The sequence below is a fragment of the Capnocytophaga sp. CM59 genome (assembly GCF_000293175.1).
In the GTDB taxonomy this organism is placed as follows: Bacteria; Bacteroidota; Bacteroidia; order Flavobacteriales; family Flavobacteriaceae; genus Capnocytophaga; species Capnocytophaga granulosa.
In genome coordinates this window covers 1-15,259 of the sequence record NZ_ALNN01000061.1, presented here as the reverse complement: position 1 = coordinate 15,259, position 15,259 = coordinate 1, and the positions used below count along the sequence as shown (strand labels likewise).

Here is a 15,259-nt window from a genome sequence, read left to right as displayed (position 1 = left end):
TTTTTACTTCATCATACTTTTTAAATCACCTCCGTTTTTCTTAACCCAATAATAATATTCTACAGAGCAGATAAAAAGATTTCATATTTAGAAAAACTTTTAGAAATAGTATTGTAGTTTTGCATGAAATTTGAGGCAATAACTAATGACTAATCACTAACAACTAACAACTACATTGGATACAAAAGAAATTTTAAAAAAAGTACGTAAGATAGAGATAAAGACCAAGAAATTGAGCGATAATATCTTTGGAGGGGAATATCATTCGGCGTTTAAGGGACGTGGAATGACCTTTAGCGAGGTGCGCCCTTATCAATATGGAGATGATATTCGCAATATTGATTGGAATGTAACGGCACGCTACAATGAGACCTATGTAAAGGTCTTCGAAGAGGAGCGCGAACTGACCCTGATGCTACTGGTGGATGTCAGTGGGAGTGAACTCTTTGGATCTCTGCAACAGTTTAAGAATGAGATCCTAACCGAGATAGCGGCTACTTTGGCCTTTTCGGCCTTGCAGAACAATGACAAAACAGGGCTGATTCTCTTCTCTGACCAGATAGAACTATATATCCCGCCTAAAAAAGGCAAGTCACATATCCTACGTATCATACGCGAACTCATAGAGTTTCAGCCTAAAAACAGGCATACCGATATAGCCAAAGCCTTTGAGTTTCTCAACAAGGTAACCAAGAAAAAGACCATCGCCTTTGTGTTATCGGACTTTATAGGAAGCAATTACCAAAAGCCTCTACAGATAGCCGCACGCAAGCACGACCTTACCGGTATTCGCCTATATGACCCCAGAGAGATGAGTTTGCCGAATGTGGGGCTTATATTGGCCAAAGATGCCGAGAGTGGGGAGCTTTCTTATCTGGATACTACCTCTTCGGCAGTGCGCAAAGCCTATGAGCGTTTTTATAAGGAACGTACCGATTATTTTGAAACCACTTTCCGACGCTTAGGGGCAGGCGTGCTTCAATGCCGTACTGATGAGAGTTATACAACCAAATTGTTAGGATATTTCAAATACAGAGCCTGATGTATATAAGAATTAGTTTGTTTTTAATCCTTTTTCCTGTCTTTCTCTATGGGCAGCAGGTAGGCATATCGGCCTCAGCGGATCGCCAGCAGATAAAGATAGGGGAGGAGATACGCTATAGAATCTCGGTAGAGACAGATTCTACAGCTCAGGTGTTTTTCCCAACAGCAGACCAGTTTGCCCCCTTTGAAGTGATTCAAGAGGACAGGATAGATACGCTGCGCGAACATGACAAGATGCGATTGATAAAGGAATACGGCCTTACTCAGTTTGACACAGGTCATTACGTATTGCCGCCCTTGCGTATTGATGTCAATAGGAAGGAATACACAACCGATTCACTGCGCTTTGCAGTGCAAAATGTGGTGATTGATACCCTGAATAATCCTCCGCTTTACCCTGTAAAATCTGCTTTGGAGATAAAAGAAGCTACTAATAAAGCCTCATCGGGATGGGTGTGGCTTATAATAGGGCTTCTTGTAGGGCTTGCTTTGGGGGTATATTGGTTTATCCGTAGAAGAAAAAAGCGAAAAATAGAGAATCCAGAGGAAATACTCCCGCCTTTTGACCGAGCACTACTTAAGCTAAAGAACCTCAAAGACTCTCGTTATCTAATAGAGTCCAACCATAAGGAATATTACTCAGTTCTTACCGATATTATCCGTAAGTACTTGGAAGAGGAGATTCATATTGCCGCTACCGAGAGTACTACCGATGAATTATTGACCAAGCTACAAGTATTCTTGGATGCAGGCAAGTTACACCTCTCTTCTGATGTGGTAGAGGAGCTTAGAACGGTACTACGCAAGGCCGATTTGGTAAAGTTTGCCAAGTCAAAACCAGAGGATTTTGAGGCAGAAAACGACCGTAAGTCTATAGAAACCATAGTGGTAAAGACCAACGAAGGTCTACCAGATGTCTCCGAGCAGGAGGACATGGAGGATATCTACCAGAGAAAACGTATGGAAACCCAGCGCAAGAAACGTCGCAATAGGTATATCATCATAGGCTCGGCTGCCAGTGTGCTACTGCTGCTGATGCTATGGGGTACTTGGTATGCGTTTTCATTAGGGCGTGGGGAGAACATCAGTATGGAAAACTGGATTACCAGTGCCTACGGCAATCCTCCTATTACTCTCTCTACCCCTCATGTACTCAAGAGAGATGAGGGAATGGTAGGACAGACGAGATTTGTCTATAAGGAAGACAAAAATCCGCTTTCTATCATGCTTATTTCCAATGACTTGCAAGGTTATAAAAAGCAAGAAGCGGAAGCAGATCAAGGCCAAGCTGAAAACGAACTGAACGAACTGGCTGTCAAGATGATAGAACTGGAGCTGATGAAATATTTCCAAGGACAGAATATCATGATAAAGGACGACCCTTATACGACTGTACAGGGAGTAGTGGGGCATAAGGTCTTTGGTTCTTTCACCCAGCACACCAAAGAAACCCGACAGATGCGCTATCAGAGTTATTTCTTTATACGTGAAAGTAACCTCTATATGCTGCTTTTCGCTTATCCAGAGAGTGATAGGGGGCATTGTAATTCCTTGGTGGAGAAGATTATGACAACGATAAATATTCAATAACAACGATGAAATTAGTATTTGCTACCCATAACAAGCATAAGCTTAGCGAAGTACAACGCATGCTCCCACAGGGGCTTACGCTCCTTACCTTGGATGAGATAGGTTGTTTTGAGGACATACCCGAAACCTCTACCACGATAGAGGGCAATGCGATACAAAAGGCGCAGTATATCAAGGAGCGATATGGTTATGATACCTTTGCCGATGATACGGGCTTGGAGGTAGCTGCTCTGAATAATGCCCCAGGGGTCTATTCGGCACGGTATGCAGGTGAGGCAAAGGACAATGAGGCGAATATAAATCTCTTGTTGGCCAACCTGAAAGATAAGCCTAATAGACAAGCGCAGTTTAAGACTATATTTGCCCTTTGCTTGGGCGAAGGGCTATATACCTTTGAAGGGATAGTTCGTGGAGAAATCACCCATGAGCGCAAGGGAACGGGTGGTTTTGGGTATGATGCTGTATTCTTACCAGAGGGCTACAAGGAAACCTTCGCTCAGATGTCAGCAGATGAGAAAAATAGGATCAGTCACCGAGGGCGTGCCTTGCAGCAACTCAGCGCTTTCCTAAGAAAAGTAGAGCGTGAAAAAGTAGCACGTGAAAAATAAGAATAGCACAAGAGAGATAAAAAAATAGAGATACTTTTTGGAGTATCTCTATTTACTATGGTACAATTTGTTAAACAAGTGTTCTTAGTAAGATGCTATGATCTTATGGATAGAAACAGTCGGGGTGGCAGGATTCGAACCTACGACCTCCTGGTCCCAAACCAGGCGCGATAACCGGACTACGCTACACCCCGAATAAGTTAAGATAAAAAAGCGGAGAGACTGGGACTCGAACCCAGGCGACAGTTACCCGCCGACAGATTAGCAATCTGCTCCGTTACCACTCCGGCACCTCTCCTAAACCATAACTATAAATTCACTATTGCAAATAATAGCTCTTATTTGCGGGTGCAAAGATACAACTTTTTTTCATATATACAAAACAATTTCTCGTTTTTTTCTTGATAAAATTTTAATGATAACTAAATGCTTGATTTTCACCAAAAAGGAAGCTGTTCCTTGGTATAAGAAACAGCTTCAAACAAATAGTATGACACTCTTTAAAAGTTATAATGCTATACAGATGTGGGTTCTTGCTGCGCGGTGGCCTCTTCTTCCTCCTTCTTTTCACGAAGGCGGAGTTCCTTGAGCTTGTCTTCCCACAAGGCTAAGGCTTCATGTTGCTCATGGATACTCTTGAGGGCTTCACGCATAAGTGGGTGTTTCTTATCCACATTGGTAAAGAACTGTAGGTTGTTTTCCAATTGGAGAATTTCCTTACGGATATCGTCAATCTTTTTGCGTACGAAGATTTCCTCTCTAGCCAAGGCGTTATCATCGTTGGGCATGTGCTCTAATTTGTTGTTGTACTTGATAAGCTCTATTTGCTTCTTATCAAAGTTCAATTTCTTGTAGATATCACTCATTATTTTATTAAAGCGTGTATCTACCACACGTAGCCTTTCGGGCAGTTTGCCAAGGGCATTCCATTTTTCTTGGAAGTCTTCGAGTACTTTGACATCTTCCTCTTGGTTACCAGTCAAAACGAAAGCCTTGAGCTGGTCAAGAAGCGCCTTTTTCTGTTCTATTTCGGCATTTTCCTGCTTGTGCTGGTGGCGTCTTTCCTTGTGGAGACGGTCAAAATAATGGTTGCAAGCCTCACGGAACTCTTCCCACATAGCATTGGAGAGCTTACGAGGGATAGCCCCGATTTGCTTCCAGTCCTCTTGTATCTTTTGGATCAGAGGAGTTACCACTTCCCAGTCGGTACTGTCCTTATGAGCGTTGGCAATGGCTATGAGTTCTTGTCGCTTAGCGATATTTTCGTTCTGTGTCTTTTTGTTTTCCTTATAGAAATGGTTCTTTTGCTTACTGAAAGCACGGATAGCCTCAATGAAGCGTTGCCATATAGGTTCGGAATCCTCCTGAGGTACACGGCCTATTTTTTGGAACTCTTCGCGTAGCTCATTGACCTTAGCGATGGCCTTTTGGTACTCACTATGAGAGGAGGCTTGTTGCTTGGTAATCTCCTCTATTTGGCTGATGATACCCAATTTCTTGTGTTTGTTATCCACAAACGATGCCTCCAAGCGCTTCAAGAAAGCTTGTCGCTTGTCGTGGATTTCCTTGGTAATAGCACTGAATTGTTCCCATAGTTTTTCGCGGTATTCCTTTTCCACTGGGCCTGTGTCCTCTTTCCAAATCTTGTGTAAGAGCTGGAGTTCGCGGAAAGCCTTCTGTACGTCGGGTTCCGCCAATAGCGCTTGGGCTTTTTCTATGAGTTTGTTCTTTTTTTCCAAGTTTTGCTTGAAATCATTCTCTTGGTAATTGCGCGTAAGGCTCAAGTAGTCAAAGAAATTGTCCGTATGGTGATTGAAGTTGTTCCAGATATCGTTGTAATACTCTCTGGGGACAGCACCGATCTCATACCATTTCTTTTTTAGGTCAAGGAATTTGCGCAAGAGGGTATTGGTATCCCATGCCACATCGTCCTTACCTAAGGAAATAAGGTTCTTTATCTCGTTTATAATCTCTTGTTTGCGTTCCAGGTTGCTCTTGAGTTCACCTTCGAGTTGTTTTTGGTGTTGCCCTTTGAGCTGTTTGTACTGTTGGTAAGTCTTATAGAAAGTATCGCGGATGGGCAAGGAGAAAGAAAAGTCCTTATCCTCGGCGCCTTCTTGGCTTAGGAACTGGGCACGCTTTTCCTCCACTATTTGGGCATAGCGGTTATCAAAGGCTTTTTTGATGGCCTCCACATGAGGTCTGATAGCGGTAATTTTCTCGTGATCAATAAGTTTCTTTAATTCATGTTGGAGCGCTTCCAAGTCTAAATTATCATAATTAAGCATGGGGATTTCATGCTTTCTTTTCTCTTCCGTATCTTCGGCACTACGAGCATTCTCCTGTTGTATCTCCGTTAAGAAATCAGCAGAAGTATTTCCAAGCGTTGCTTCTTGCACTTGCTCAGCAGGTGCTTGAGCAGAGACATCTTGGGATGATTTTTTTTCGTTTTCTAACATAGAATGAAATACTATTGTGATTAATTTTTCTCCAAAGTTACAATTTTTTTGTCAATTTGCCAAAAAAAATGGCAATAAAGTGCGAAATGAACTAGATAATATATTGTAATTGATTGATAATGAGGGGTATATATATTTAAAAAAGTCCTACTTTTTTTGCACCAAAAGCATCGGCAACGCTGCTGGTGGCCACTACAGCGGCTGTTTCGGTACGTAGCCGATGGGGCGATAAAATCACAGGAGTGAACCCCATGGAGAGGGCTTTTTCAATCTCTTTGGAGGAGAAATCACCCTCTGGGCCTATTAATATGGTAATGTTCTTCACAGAGCTGGGCAAGGTGCAGAGCAGCTCGAAGAGGGCTAGGCGGTTACCTTCTTGACAATGAGCGATGTATTTGGCCTCATTGGGTACCTTATTGAGCCATTCGAGTAGGGTAATGGGAGGGTTGATTTTGGGTAGGTAGCATTGTAGGGATTGCTTCATGGCTGAAAGCAGGATTTTTTCAAGTCGCTCTGTCTTGATGACCTTTCGCTCGGAATGTTCACAGATAATAGGGGTGAGTTCCTGTAGGCCTATTTCCATGGCTTTTTCTACGAACCATTCGTAACGTTCGTTCATCTTGGTAGGTGCTACAACCATGTGTAAGTGGTAGGGGGGGGCAGGGGTTAGCTCACAAGAGCGCAAGTGGACAAGGCACTTCTTGTCGCTTACCTCAAGTATTTGGCCTTGGTATAGGTATCCTTTGCCATCGGTGATGTGGAGAGTGTCACCTGCTTTTTTGCGTAACACCTTGTATATGTGGGTACTTTCTTCCTTGTCAAAGAGGAGGGTCTCACTCTCAGCGCTAAGGGAAGGGTGATAGAATAGTTGCATGATTTTTTGCGCACAAAAGTAAGGATAATTTGCCAATTAGCCAATTAGTCAAGCGGTTAATTAGCCAATCGATTTTTGCTAATTTGCTGAGAAATAATTTTGATTATAAAAATATTTTTTATACATTTGCTCCGCCAAATGGAGCTTTCCATTTGTGTGAAATTTCTATAGTAAATAATGGATAAAACCGTTTTACAATATAATAAGGTAATAGCCCATTGTCAGGCTATATTTGCAGATAAGATGAAGGATTATGGGAGTGCATGGCGGACGCTTCGCTTGCCATCGCTTACCGATCAGTTATTTATAAAAGTACAGCGTATTCGCACCCTTCAGGAGAAACAAGTGCGAAAGGTGGAAGAGGATGAGGCTACAGAGTTTGTCGCTGTGGTAAATTACTCCATTATGGCACTGATACAGCTGAAGTTATCGGTGGCTAGTGAGCCTGATTTGTCCTTAGAGCAAGCCGTTGCCCTTTATGAGGAAATGGTAGGGGAGACCCAAGGGCTGATGCTGCGCAAGAACCATGATTATGGGGAGGCATGGCGTAGTATGCGCCTGAGCTCACTGGCCGATCTTATTCTTCAGAAAATACTTAGAATCAAACAAATAGAAGATAACAAAGGAAAAACCCTCATCAGTGAAGGTGTAAAGGCTAATTATCAGGATATGGTTAATTATGCCGTTTTCGCCTTGATTCTTTTGGAGGAACATAATGAGAAAAACAATGAAAAAAATTAGTATTTCCATTGTACGCCTTATTGTAGGTGTCGTTTTTATCATAAGTGGATTCGTAAAATTGGTGGATCCTATAGGTTTTTCTTTCAAATTGGAGGAATATTTTGAGCCGCCGGTGCTCAATATGCCATTTTTTATCCCCTACGCCTATCCTATAGCTATATTTGTAGTAGCATTTGAGCTTATTTTGGGGGTATTACTACTTTTAGGGTTCTTAAGGAAGTTTACCCTGCTTTCTCTGTTGGGACTTACCATCTTCTTTGGGTTTCTTACCTTTTACTCTGCCTATTTCAATAAGGTAACGGACTGTGGTTGTTTTGGAGATGCACTGAAATTTACCCCATGGGGTTCCTTTACCAAGGATATGGTATTGCTGTTTTTAGCCCTAATCCTCTGGTGGGGAAGAGATTATATCAAGCCCTTGTGGAGTAATAAGGTATCCGCAGCCCTGCTTACCCTTACTGTAGTGGGCTGTATAGGTTTAGTCTGCTACACTCATAAGCACTTGCCCATCATAGATTTCCGCCCTTACAAGATAGGAGTTAATATCCAAAAAAACATGGAAATCCCCGAAGATGCCCCCAAGGCAGTGTATGATTATCATTGGAAATTCAAGGTAGGGGATAGGGAAGAGACCATCACCACTCAGGGAGCTTACCCAGAGGTAGAGGGAGGCGAGTACCTTTCAGTAGAGACCGAATTGGTTTCTAAGGGGTATGAACCGCCTATACATGACTTTGTAATCCAAAACCAAGGTGAGGACGTAACGGCACAGCTTCTTTTAGAACCTAAGTTGCTATTGGTTACCTCCTATGACCTTAAGCGAGCTAACCTAGCGGGTTTTGTTGCTATTAAGCGATTGACCGACAAGGCACTCAAGGCTGGCTATAAGGTGGTAGGCCTTACCCCCTCTCCAGAGCAAGCCAAGCGACTACTGGGCAGCTATGGACTTAATTTTGACTTCTATGCGATGGATGTTACCCCACTGAAGACCATGGTGAGAGCCAATCCTGCCGTGATCCGATTGGAAGCGGGAACAATCAAGCAGAAAGTAAGCTATAACGATACCGATAAAATAGAATTGTAATGGAACAACCACAAGAGGAGATGTCTTTCCTTGCACACCTAGAGGTACTGCGATGGCATATCATCAGGGCAATCATGGTGGTTGTAGGGGTAGCGCTATTGGCTTTTTTCTTCAAGAGTTATATATTCAAGTATATTATTCTCCCTCATACCGAGGGGGATTTTCCTACCTATAAGTTTTTTTGTGAGATAGGGCGCTTTTTTGGTTCAGAAACAGACTTCTGTAACCAGAAATTGCCATTGGTGATACAGAACCGAACCATGACGGGGCAGTTCTCGGCCACCCTATGGATTTCCTTTTGGACAGGGATAGTGATAGGCTTCCCTTACCTGATGTATGAGATGTGGCGCTTTATCTCCCCTGGCCTCTACCAGCAGGAGCGAAAGATGGCTAAGGGCTTTATAGGGATTACCTCTGTACTATTCTTCATAGGAGTGCTCTTTGGTTACTATATTATAGCACCACTTTCTATTCATTTCTTTGCTACGTACTCAGTGGTAGGAGGAGAACAAATGATTAAGAATGAGATAGATATAGGTTCTTATATAGATATGTTGCGCTCCTCGGTAGTCTCTTGTGGGCTGATCTTTGAACTGCCTGTAGTGATTTACTTTTTGGCCAAGCTAGGGATTGTAACGCCTGATTTTATGCGTAAATATCGCAAGCATGCTATTATAGTAACGCTAATTTTGGCCGCTATTATCACTCCGCCCGATGTGGCTAGCCAAGTGATTGTCTCTATCCCTATACTGCTGTTGTATGAAGTGAGTATCTTTGTAGCCAGATATGTACAGCGCAAGCAAGAAAAGAATTAAATTAAATTGATATACCAAGAATGAATTTTACTCCTGATTTGAGCCAACTACCTCATTGGCTGACATTGAAAAAGATCTGCAAAGGGCAAGCGGTACTGGATTTGCTCATCTGTGGGCAAGAGTTTGAGACCTATCACCGCTATATGCCTAGCCTCCAAGAGGAATACGAGGGGAATGAGGCACGTATAGGCTTTGATTTTGAAGAAGAAGACGGCCCATCACTCCATTTGTTTTTCACAGAAAAAGGGTGTATTATAGTCCCTAGTGTTTGTGAGAACTTTTCGTCAGTTGAGGGTGCTTTTGAGAGACAAATTCCTAAGGAATTTCAGGCTTTTTACAGAAAAAATTACCACGAACAGGATATTCCTTTTGTCATCTGTGCACAGGAGGACAAGCCATGGCAGCTGATTACCCAGTTTGAGATAGAGGAAGAGATCTTCACCCTCAAGCACTTATGTGTTGATGCCGAATTCTACAAGGATTGGGCAACTATTTTCTTTGGAGAAGAGACCGAATACCTCAACGACGATGCCTCCACTGAGACTATAGAGGCACTCTACCAAGGGAAGGTACTTTCTGAGGCTATGGTATATACAATAGTGAGGAGTGTTCAGGATTGGCTGTTCTTGGAAGAGGAACTTAATCATATACCTTATCGGTTTGATTTTTAATAAGCCAATTTGTCAATGAATCAATGAGTCAATTTGCTAATGAGCTGGATAGGATAAATAGAAACAATGCAAATAAAAGAATTACTAAAAAATAACAAAATAAGCTTACGTACATACAATATTTGTATGGAACAACAGTGGCATTCGTCGGAGGATATTCGTAACTATTACAACGAATATAAGCACTTTGATGGTATAAAAAACTGTGGCAAACGTTCTATGGAGGAGCTTATGCGTATTTCTTCTTCAGATTTTTTTGATAGATTGCAACAGGAGGATATGCTCCACAAGCAACTTTTATCCTCCTTCCAAACTCTTGTGCCACTACAGAGGGAGATTATTGATAGTTATATCCAAATGATTACCACTAGCCTACCGCCAAGGCTGAAAAATACGCTGGATATGTACTTCACCCAAGGGATGTCCTTGCAGGCTTTCTATGATTTCTATACCCAATCACAGGAAAAAGCCATCAAAATAAGGGGTATAGGGCGAAGAAATACCTTAGACCTGAATATCTATTTTGATAAGATAAAATACTTTATCATAGAGATTAGCAAGGTGAAAGATCCTGATAAGATCATGGTATTCAAGGAGATGTGCGTCAATCAGAATATTTACCCTATTGAGAATATCCCCACGGAGGTAACCCGATTGGGCTTCTTCAAGGTAGTGGATTATTTGCTGACGACCCCAGCCTTGTTTGATGAAGGTAAGATCAAGCTTTTTTCCAAGGCCTTTAGGTTCTATCAGTATACTACGGGCTTAAAACTCAGGGAGATAGGCAAGCAAATGCAGATTACTCATGAGCGTGTACGCCAGATTCGCAACCAAGTGATCTGCGATTTTTTTAAGAAACTACCTGTGATTCGCGCCTTTAATGATGACTTGCTTACTCAGGGGAAGATAGATGTATCGGGCGATGTGGTTACCCTGACCCCAGAGCAGGTAGTATGGCTTAACCAAAAGAGCCAAACCCAGTTCACGGAGAACTTTATTTACTTTATTCTCTGTATCTATCTAGAAAGGTTTGAGATCGTAGGCAGCCTCTCCGATGTGCTCTATCCACATTTCTCTAAGAAGAAAAACAGACATAATTGGAAACGCATCTATCTGGTATCCAAGGTTATATATCCGTATTTTGATTGGGACGGTTTTGTAGCTGATATCACCACCCTACTGGAGGCAAAGACAGCAAAGGCGTATGAACTTTCACTCAAGGATAAAGTCTCTGCTTTTATGCTGGATCGCACCGTCTCATGGGAGCGTGTAGCTATGGTGGCGGCACTGATACTCAAGGACGAGTTTGGACTAAAGGTGGAGGGAGACCATATCATCATTCCTCGCAACACCTATAAGCAGATCAACGAATATGCCTATGAGGCTTTGGAGGCCTTGGGCACCCCCTCCTATGTGGAGGAAATCGCTGAAAAGGTCAAGGAACTCTATCCTCAGACCAACTTTACCCATGCGGGGATTCGCTCCTCTCTCAAGCGAGAATATGGGTTTGTTCCCATAGGGAGAAGCAGCAATTTTGGCCTGAAGAAGTGGGAGTCTACCGTGGAAAATTTTAAAGGGGGGACTATCCGAGATATAGTTAAGGAGTTCCTACAGCAACAACAGCGCCCACAGACCCTCCAGCAGGTGACTACCTATTTGCTACAGTATCGCCCTCATACCAACTCCAAGAGTGTACTAACGAATCTCAAGGCGGAGGCCTCCGATACTTTTGAGTTTTTCCAGAACTCACTCATAGGCCTTAAGGGTGTCAATTACCCTGAAGAATACGGCTTGGTGGTGGAGCAACCTGTTAAGAAACGTACTTGGGAGGAGAATTATCAGGCCATGAGCGAGTTTGTTCGCACTTATAACCGTCTTCCCTTATCCTCGGATAAGATTCCTCAGGCTATAGTACTCTATCGCTGGATGAGTGTACAGCGAAACCTCATCAAGAATGGACGTGTATCGGGGGAAAAACAAGCACTGTTCCATGCACTTATAAACCAAAATTATGAAAACATTACGAGCTGAAAATATAGTAAAAGAGTACAAAGGGCGTAAGGTCGTTAAGGGTATTTCCTTGGAAGTGAAGCAAGGAGAGATCATCGGTCTCTTAGGGCCTAATGGGGCAGGTAAGACCACGTCCTTCTATATGATTGTAGGCTTTATCAAGCCCAATGCAGGACATATCTACCTCAATGATAAGGAGATCACCCGATACCCAATGTATAAGCGCGCCCAGAACGGCATAGGCTACTTGGCACAGGAGCCTAGTGTATTCAGAAAGATGAGCATAGAGGACAATATCCTCTCGGTACTGCAACTGACCAAGCTCACCAAGAAAGAACAGCTCTACAAAATGGAGTCCCTGATAGATGAGTTCAACTTAGGTCATATCCGTAAGAACAGAGGTGACCTGCTCTCAGGGGGCGAACGTAGGCGTACCGAGATCGCCCGTGCGCTGGCTACCAGTCCTGACTTTATCCTTTTGGACGAACCCTTTGCAGGGGTAGACCCTATTGCGGTGGAGGATATACAGAACATCGTCTTTCAGTTGAAAAACAAGAACATAGGAATTCTAATCACCGACCATCGCGTGGAGGTAACCCTACCGGCTACCGACCGTACTTACCTGATGTACGAGGGAGGTATCCTCAAGGCAGGTTTGCCCGAAGAACTCGCCTATGACCCTATGGTCAGAGAGGTGTATCTGGGAAATAACTTTGAACTAAAGAAAAGAAATTAAGAAATAAATACGTAAAAACAATCATAATGTCAGCTATTGAACAATTAACCGACCTTACCACTCAGGTGCGTAGGGACATTTTGCGAATGGTACATGCAGTAAATTCAGGCCACCCAGGGGGTTCACTGGGTTGTGCAGAGTTTCTGGTATGCCTATATAACGAGGTGATGGATATCAAGTTACCTTTTGCCATGGACGGACGAGATGAAGACCTATTTTTCCTCTCCAACGGCCATATATCCCCTGTATTCTATAGTGTGCTAGCACGCAGAGGGTTCTTCCCAGTGAGTGAGCTAGCCACTTTTCGTAAAATTAGCTCCCGCTTACAAGGGCATCCCACTCCATGCGAAGGCTTGGAGGGGATACGTATAGCTTCAGGTTCCTTAGGACAAGGCCTTTCGGTGGCCATAGGAGCGGCACTGGCCAAGAAGCTCAACGGAGATCGCCACCTTGTCTATACCCTACATGGCGACGGAGAGCTACAAGAAGGACAGATATGGGAAGCGGCTATGTATGCCGCAGGTAAGGGTGTAGATAACCTTATAGCCACTGTAGATTACAACAAAAAACAGATAGATGGTCCCACTGACGAGGTGCTCCCGCTGGGTGACCTCAAGGCCAAGTTTGAAGCCTTTGGTTGGCAAGTGCTCACCATAGAGCAAGGCAATGACATCGCTGCTATCTTGGACGGTCTTAAAACCGCTAAAGCCCTTACAGGTAAGGGTAAACCCGTATGCGTACTCTTATGTACAGAGATGGGACATGGGGTAGATTTCATGATGGGCACCCACGCTTGGCATGGTAAGGCACCCAACGACGAACAGTTGGCCAAAGCCTTAGCACAAAACCCAGAGACTTTGGGTGACTACTAATAAAAAAGGCGAGCCGTACGGCTCGCCTTACTTATCAAACTCTTACACGCCATCCGAAAGGATCTTCTGCTCTGTTGTATTGTATATTAAGCAAATATTCCTTGATACGTGCGGCAAAGCTATCCTTAAGCTCAGGTAGGCGATATTCCTTACCCTCATACCCAAAAGCAGCCACAGGACTTACTACAGCAGCAGTACCACAGCCAAAAATCTCCTTAAGGGTACCTTTTTCTGATGCTTCTAATAGCTCACTAACGGTGATAGGGCGAGATTCGAAAGCAATTCCGAGCTTTTCGGCTACAGCCATCACACTTCGGCGGGTAACCCCATCCAAGATACGTTCGGTAGGAGGAGGGGAGATCAGGGTATCACCTATACGTACCACAATATTCATAGTCCCACATTCTTCTAACTTTTGGTGGGTGGCATCGTCAGTCCAAATCACTTGTTGGTAACCCTCTTCTTTGGCCAAGGCAGTAGGGTAGAATTGGCCCGCATAGTTACCAGCAGCTTTGGCAAAGCCCACGCCCCCATTGGCAGCACGGCTGTAGTGGTCGGCGATTTTCACTTTGACCTCCTGCCCCTTGTAATAGCTCTGTACGGGGGAGGTGATAATCATAAAGCGGTATTGGTTAGAAGGATTGGCCTGTACCCCAGGGGAAGTAGCGATCATAAAAGGACGTAGGTAGAGCGCATTGCCAAAGCCAGGTTGTACCCATAGGCGGTCTAAATCTACCAAAGTTTTCAAGGCTTCATCAAAGAGGTCTTCAGGGAACTCAGGCATAGCCATACGCTTGCAGGACTTATTGATACGTGCATAGTTCTCCGTAGGGCGGAAAAGGAACACCTCGCCGCGGTCATCTTTGTAGGCCTTCATACCCTCGAAGACTGCCTGCCCGTAGTGGAATACACTTAAAGAAGGTTCTACCGAGAAAGGCCCATAAGGCACGATACGAGGGTCTTGCCACTTGCCGTCCTTATAATCACAGATGAACATATGGTCGGAGAAAACTTGTCCGAAAGACAATTGGGAGAAATCAATATCCTGTAGCCTGCTTTGTGCTACCTTTTCAATAGAAATAGAGAATTTTGTAGTACTCATTATTTTCTTATTAAAATTATTATCTTCTTGAAATGCAAAGGTACGAATTAAATAATTAATGATTGGTGATTAATGATTAATTAACGCAAAGCCTAAAATAATGCCAATAATAATGATTAATGATTAATGCCAACAATGATTAATGCCAACAATGATTAATGTGAGTTCAATATAATGAAAGCATCCACAAAGACAGCTGTGGGCACTTGCTGGCTATCCCCCTCAAGAGGCAGGGTTGTTACAAAGTTCTATAAATAACAAACTCCTACGGATTTTACGGATTTTCACGGATAAAAAGGTTATTATTCTTGAGTATAGCGTTGAGATTTTCACAGATAAATAAGGACGAAGGCCTTATAATAATCCGCGAAAATCGTAGGAGTATGATTACACTAACATAGAAAATCTGTGAAATCCGTAATTTAAGTTTCGTAAGTCGTTTTTAGGCTATTATTGCAATTATAAATAACTAATAATCAATTGTTTGTAAAAACCTCCCCCCCACCCCCCTCCAAAGGGGGAGCTTTGAGGGCGTTGAAATGGCCTAATTTGTTTATCAAATTAGAAAATTTCCCTTCTATAACTTATTGAACCTCTATTACTTACTAACTCCCCCCTTGAGGGGGGGTAGGGGGGATGTTTTGAGAATCAGT

13 protein-coding genes and 2 tRNA genes are annotated in these 15,259 nt (G+C 43.2%); 10 read left to right on the top strand and 5 right to left on the bottom strand.

From position 1 onward, the window contains the following. Positions 1-175: 175 nt before the first annotated feature. From HMPREF1154_RS11600 to HMPREF1154_RS11590, 3 genes are read left to right on the top strand one after another with little or no spacing between them, the layout of a single operon-like run. Positions 176-1,042 carry a DUF58 domain-containing protein gene (locus tag HMPREF1154_RS11600; RefSeq protein ID WP_009642791.1) on the top strand — a complete coding sequence of 289 codons (867 nt, stop codon included), beginning with the start codon at positions 176-178 and terminating at the stop codon, positions 1,040-1,042. Continuing rightward, positions 1,042-2,634, top strand: a complete 1,593-nt coding sequence (locus tag HMPREF1154_RS11595) for a BatD family protein (protein ID WP_009642783.1) — start codon at positions 1,042-1,044, stop codon at positions 2,632-2,634. The genes HMPREF1154_RS11600 and HMPREF1154_RS11595 overlap by 1 nt, the downstream gene beginning before the upstream one ends. 5 nt (positions 2,635-2,639) lie before the next feature. Next, positions 2,640-3,242, top strand: coding sequence for a non-canonical purine NTP diphosphatase (locus HMPREF1154_RS11590; RefSeq protein WP_009642785.1), 603 nt, complete (start codon positions 2,640-2,642; stop codon positions 3,240-3,242). Positions 3,243-3,361: 119 nt separating this feature from the next. On the opposite strand, the gene HMPREF1154_RS11585 is transcribed toward HMPREF1154_RS11590, so the two are convergent. From HMPREF1154_RS11585 to HMPREF1154_RS11570, 4 genes are all read right to left on the bottom strand, one after another. Beyond that, positions 3,362-3,436, bottom strand: a tRNA-Pro gene (locus HMPREF1154_RS11585). Positions 3,437-3,456: 20 nt separating this feature from the next. Further along, a tRNA-Ser gene (locus tag HMPREF1154_RS11580) sits at positions 3,457-3,540 on the bottom strand. Between the two features lie 217 nt (positions 3,541-3,757). After that, positions 3,758-5,701, bottom strand: a complete 1,944-nt coding sequence (locus HMPREF1154_RS11575; protein WP_009642786.1) for a DUF349 domain-containing protein — start codon at positions 5,699-5,701, stop codon at positions 3,758-3,760. 136 nt (positions 5,702-5,837) lie between these two features. Continuing rightward, the gene (locus HMPREF1154_RS11570; RefSeq protein ID WP_009642790.1) at positions 5,838-6,575 is read right to left on the bottom strand and encodes a 16S rRNA (uracil(1498)-N(3))-methyltransferase; all 738 of its coding nucleotides are present in this window, start codon (positions 6,573-6,575) and stop codon (positions 5,838-5,840) included. Positions 6,576-6,752: 177 nt separating this feature from the next. Between HMPREF1154_RS11570 and HMPREF1154_RS11565 the strand changes: the two genes are divergently transcribed. The 7 genes from HMPREF1154_RS11565 to HMPREF1154_RS11535 all read left to right on the top strand — a co-directional run bounded on the left by HMPREF1154_RS11565 (position 6,753) and on the right by HMPREF1154_RS11535 (position 13,504). Beyond that, positions 6,753-7,316, top strand: a complete 564-nt coding sequence (locus HMPREF1154_RS11565) for a DUF1599 domain-containing protein (protein WP_009642793.1) — start codon at positions 6,753-6,755, stop codon at positions 7,314-7,316. Next, positions 7,303-8,400, top strand: coding sequence for a BT_3928 family protein (locus tag HMPREF1154_RS11560; RefSeq protein ID WP_009642781.1), 1,098 nt, complete (start codon positions 7,303-7,305; stop codon positions 8,398-8,400). Before HMPREF1154_RS11565 ends, HMPREF1154_RS11560 begins: the two co-directional genes overlap by 14 nt. Beyond that, the gene (gene tatC / locus HMPREF1154_RS11555) at positions 8,400-9,215 is read left to right on the top strand and encodes a twin-arginine translocase subunit TatC (RefSeq protein ID WP_009642792.1); all 816 of its coding nucleotides are present in this window, start codon (positions 8,400-8,402) and stop codon (positions 9,213-9,215) included. The genes HMPREF1154_RS11560 and tatC overlap by 1 nt, the downstream gene beginning before the upstream one ends. Before the next feature lie 20 nt (positions 9,216-9,235). Next, positions 9,236-9,886 carry a hypothetical protein gene (locus HMPREF1154_RS11550; protein WP_009642789.1) on the top strand — a complete coding sequence of 217 codons (651 nt, stop codon included), beginning with the start codon at positions 9,236-9,238 and terminating at the stop codon, positions 9,884-9,886. 126 nt (positions 9,887-10,012) lie between these two features. Further along, a complete protein-coding gene (locus HMPREF1154_RS11545; RefSeq protein ID WP_232211999.1) occupies positions 10,013-11,917 on the top strand; it encodes a hypothetical protein in 1,905 nt (634 codons plus the stop codon). Then, positions 11,898-12,632, top strand: coding sequence for an LPS export ABC transporter ATP-binding protein (gene lptB, locus HMPREF1154_RS11540; protein WP_009642782.1), 735 nt, complete (start codon positions 11,898-11,900; stop codon positions 12,630-12,632). The genes HMPREF1154_RS11545 and lptB overlap by 20 nt, the downstream gene beginning before the upstream one ends. A gap of 26 nt (positions 12,633-12,658) precedes the next feature. Continuing rightward, positions 12,659-13,504: a transketolase gene (locus tag HMPREF1154_RS11535; RefSeq protein WP_009642784.1), complete on the top strand. Its 846-nt coding sequence runs from the start codon at positions 12,659-12,661 to the stop codon at positions 13,502-13,504. Between the two features lie 34 nt (positions 13,505-13,538). On the opposite strand, the gene HMPREF1154_RS11530 is transcribed toward HMPREF1154_RS11535, so the two are convergent. Further along, positions 13,539-14,606, bottom strand: coding sequence for a branched-chain amino acid aminotransferase (locus HMPREF1154_RS11530; RefSeq protein ID WP_009642788.1), 1,068 nt, complete (start codon positions 14,604-14,606; stop codon positions 13,539-13,541). Positions 14,607-15,259 lie beyond the last annotated feature (653 nt).

What these genes read in the sequence shown, in the direction of transcription:
- HMPREF1154_RS11595 (WP_009642783.1), top strand. Translation starts at nt 1,042, where the DNA reads ATGTATATAAGAATTAGTTTGTTTTTAATCCTTTTTCCTGTCTTTCTC.
- HMPREF1154_RS11590 (WP_009642785.1), top strand. Translation starts at nt 2,640, where the DNA reads ATGAAATTAGTATTTGCTACCCATAACAAGCATAAGCTTAGCGAAGTA.
- HMPREF1154_RS11575 (WP_009642786.1), bottom strand. Translation starts at nt 5,701, where the DNA reads ATGTTAGAAAACGAAAAAAAATCATCCCAAGATGTCTCTGCTCAAGCA.
- HMPREF1154_RS11570 (WP_009642790.1), bottom strand. Translation starts at nt 6,575, where the DNA reads ATGCAACTATTCTATCACCCTTCCCTTAGCGCTGAGAGTGAGACCCTC.
- HMPREF1154_RS11565 (WP_009642793.1), top strand. Translation starts at nt 6,753, where the DNA reads ATGGATAAAACCGTTTTACAATATAATAAGGTAATAGCCCATTGTCAG.
- HMPREF1154_RS11560 (WP_009642781.1), top strand. Translation starts at nt 7,303, where the DNA reads ATGAAAAAAATTAGTATTTCCATTGTACGCCTTATTGTAGGTGTCGTT.
- tatC (WP_009642792.1), top strand. Translation starts at nt 8,400, where the DNA reads ATGGAACAACCACAAGAGGAGATGTCTTTCCTTGCACACCTAGAGGTA.
- HMPREF1154_RS11550 (WP_009642789.1), top strand. Translation starts at nt 9,236, where the DNA reads ATGAATTTTACTCCTGATTTGAGCCAACTACCTCATTGGCTGACATTG.
- HMPREF1154_RS11545 (WP_232211999.1), top strand. Translation starts at nt 10,013, where the DNA reads ATGGAACAACAGTGGCATTCGTCGGAGGATATTCGTAACTATTACAAC.
- lptB (WP_009642782.1), top strand. Translation starts at nt 11,898, where the DNA reads ATGAAAACATTACGAGCTGAAAATATAGTAAAAGAGTACAAAGGGCGT.
- HMPREF1154_RS11535 (WP_009642784.1), top strand. Translation starts at nt 12,659, where the DNA reads ATGTCAGCTATTGAACAATTAACCGACCTTACCACTCAGGTGCGTAGG.
- HMPREF1154_RS11530 (WP_009642788.1), bottom strand. Translation starts at nt 14,606, where the DNA reads ATGAGTACTACAAAATTCTCTATTTCTATTGAAAAGGTAGCACAAAGC.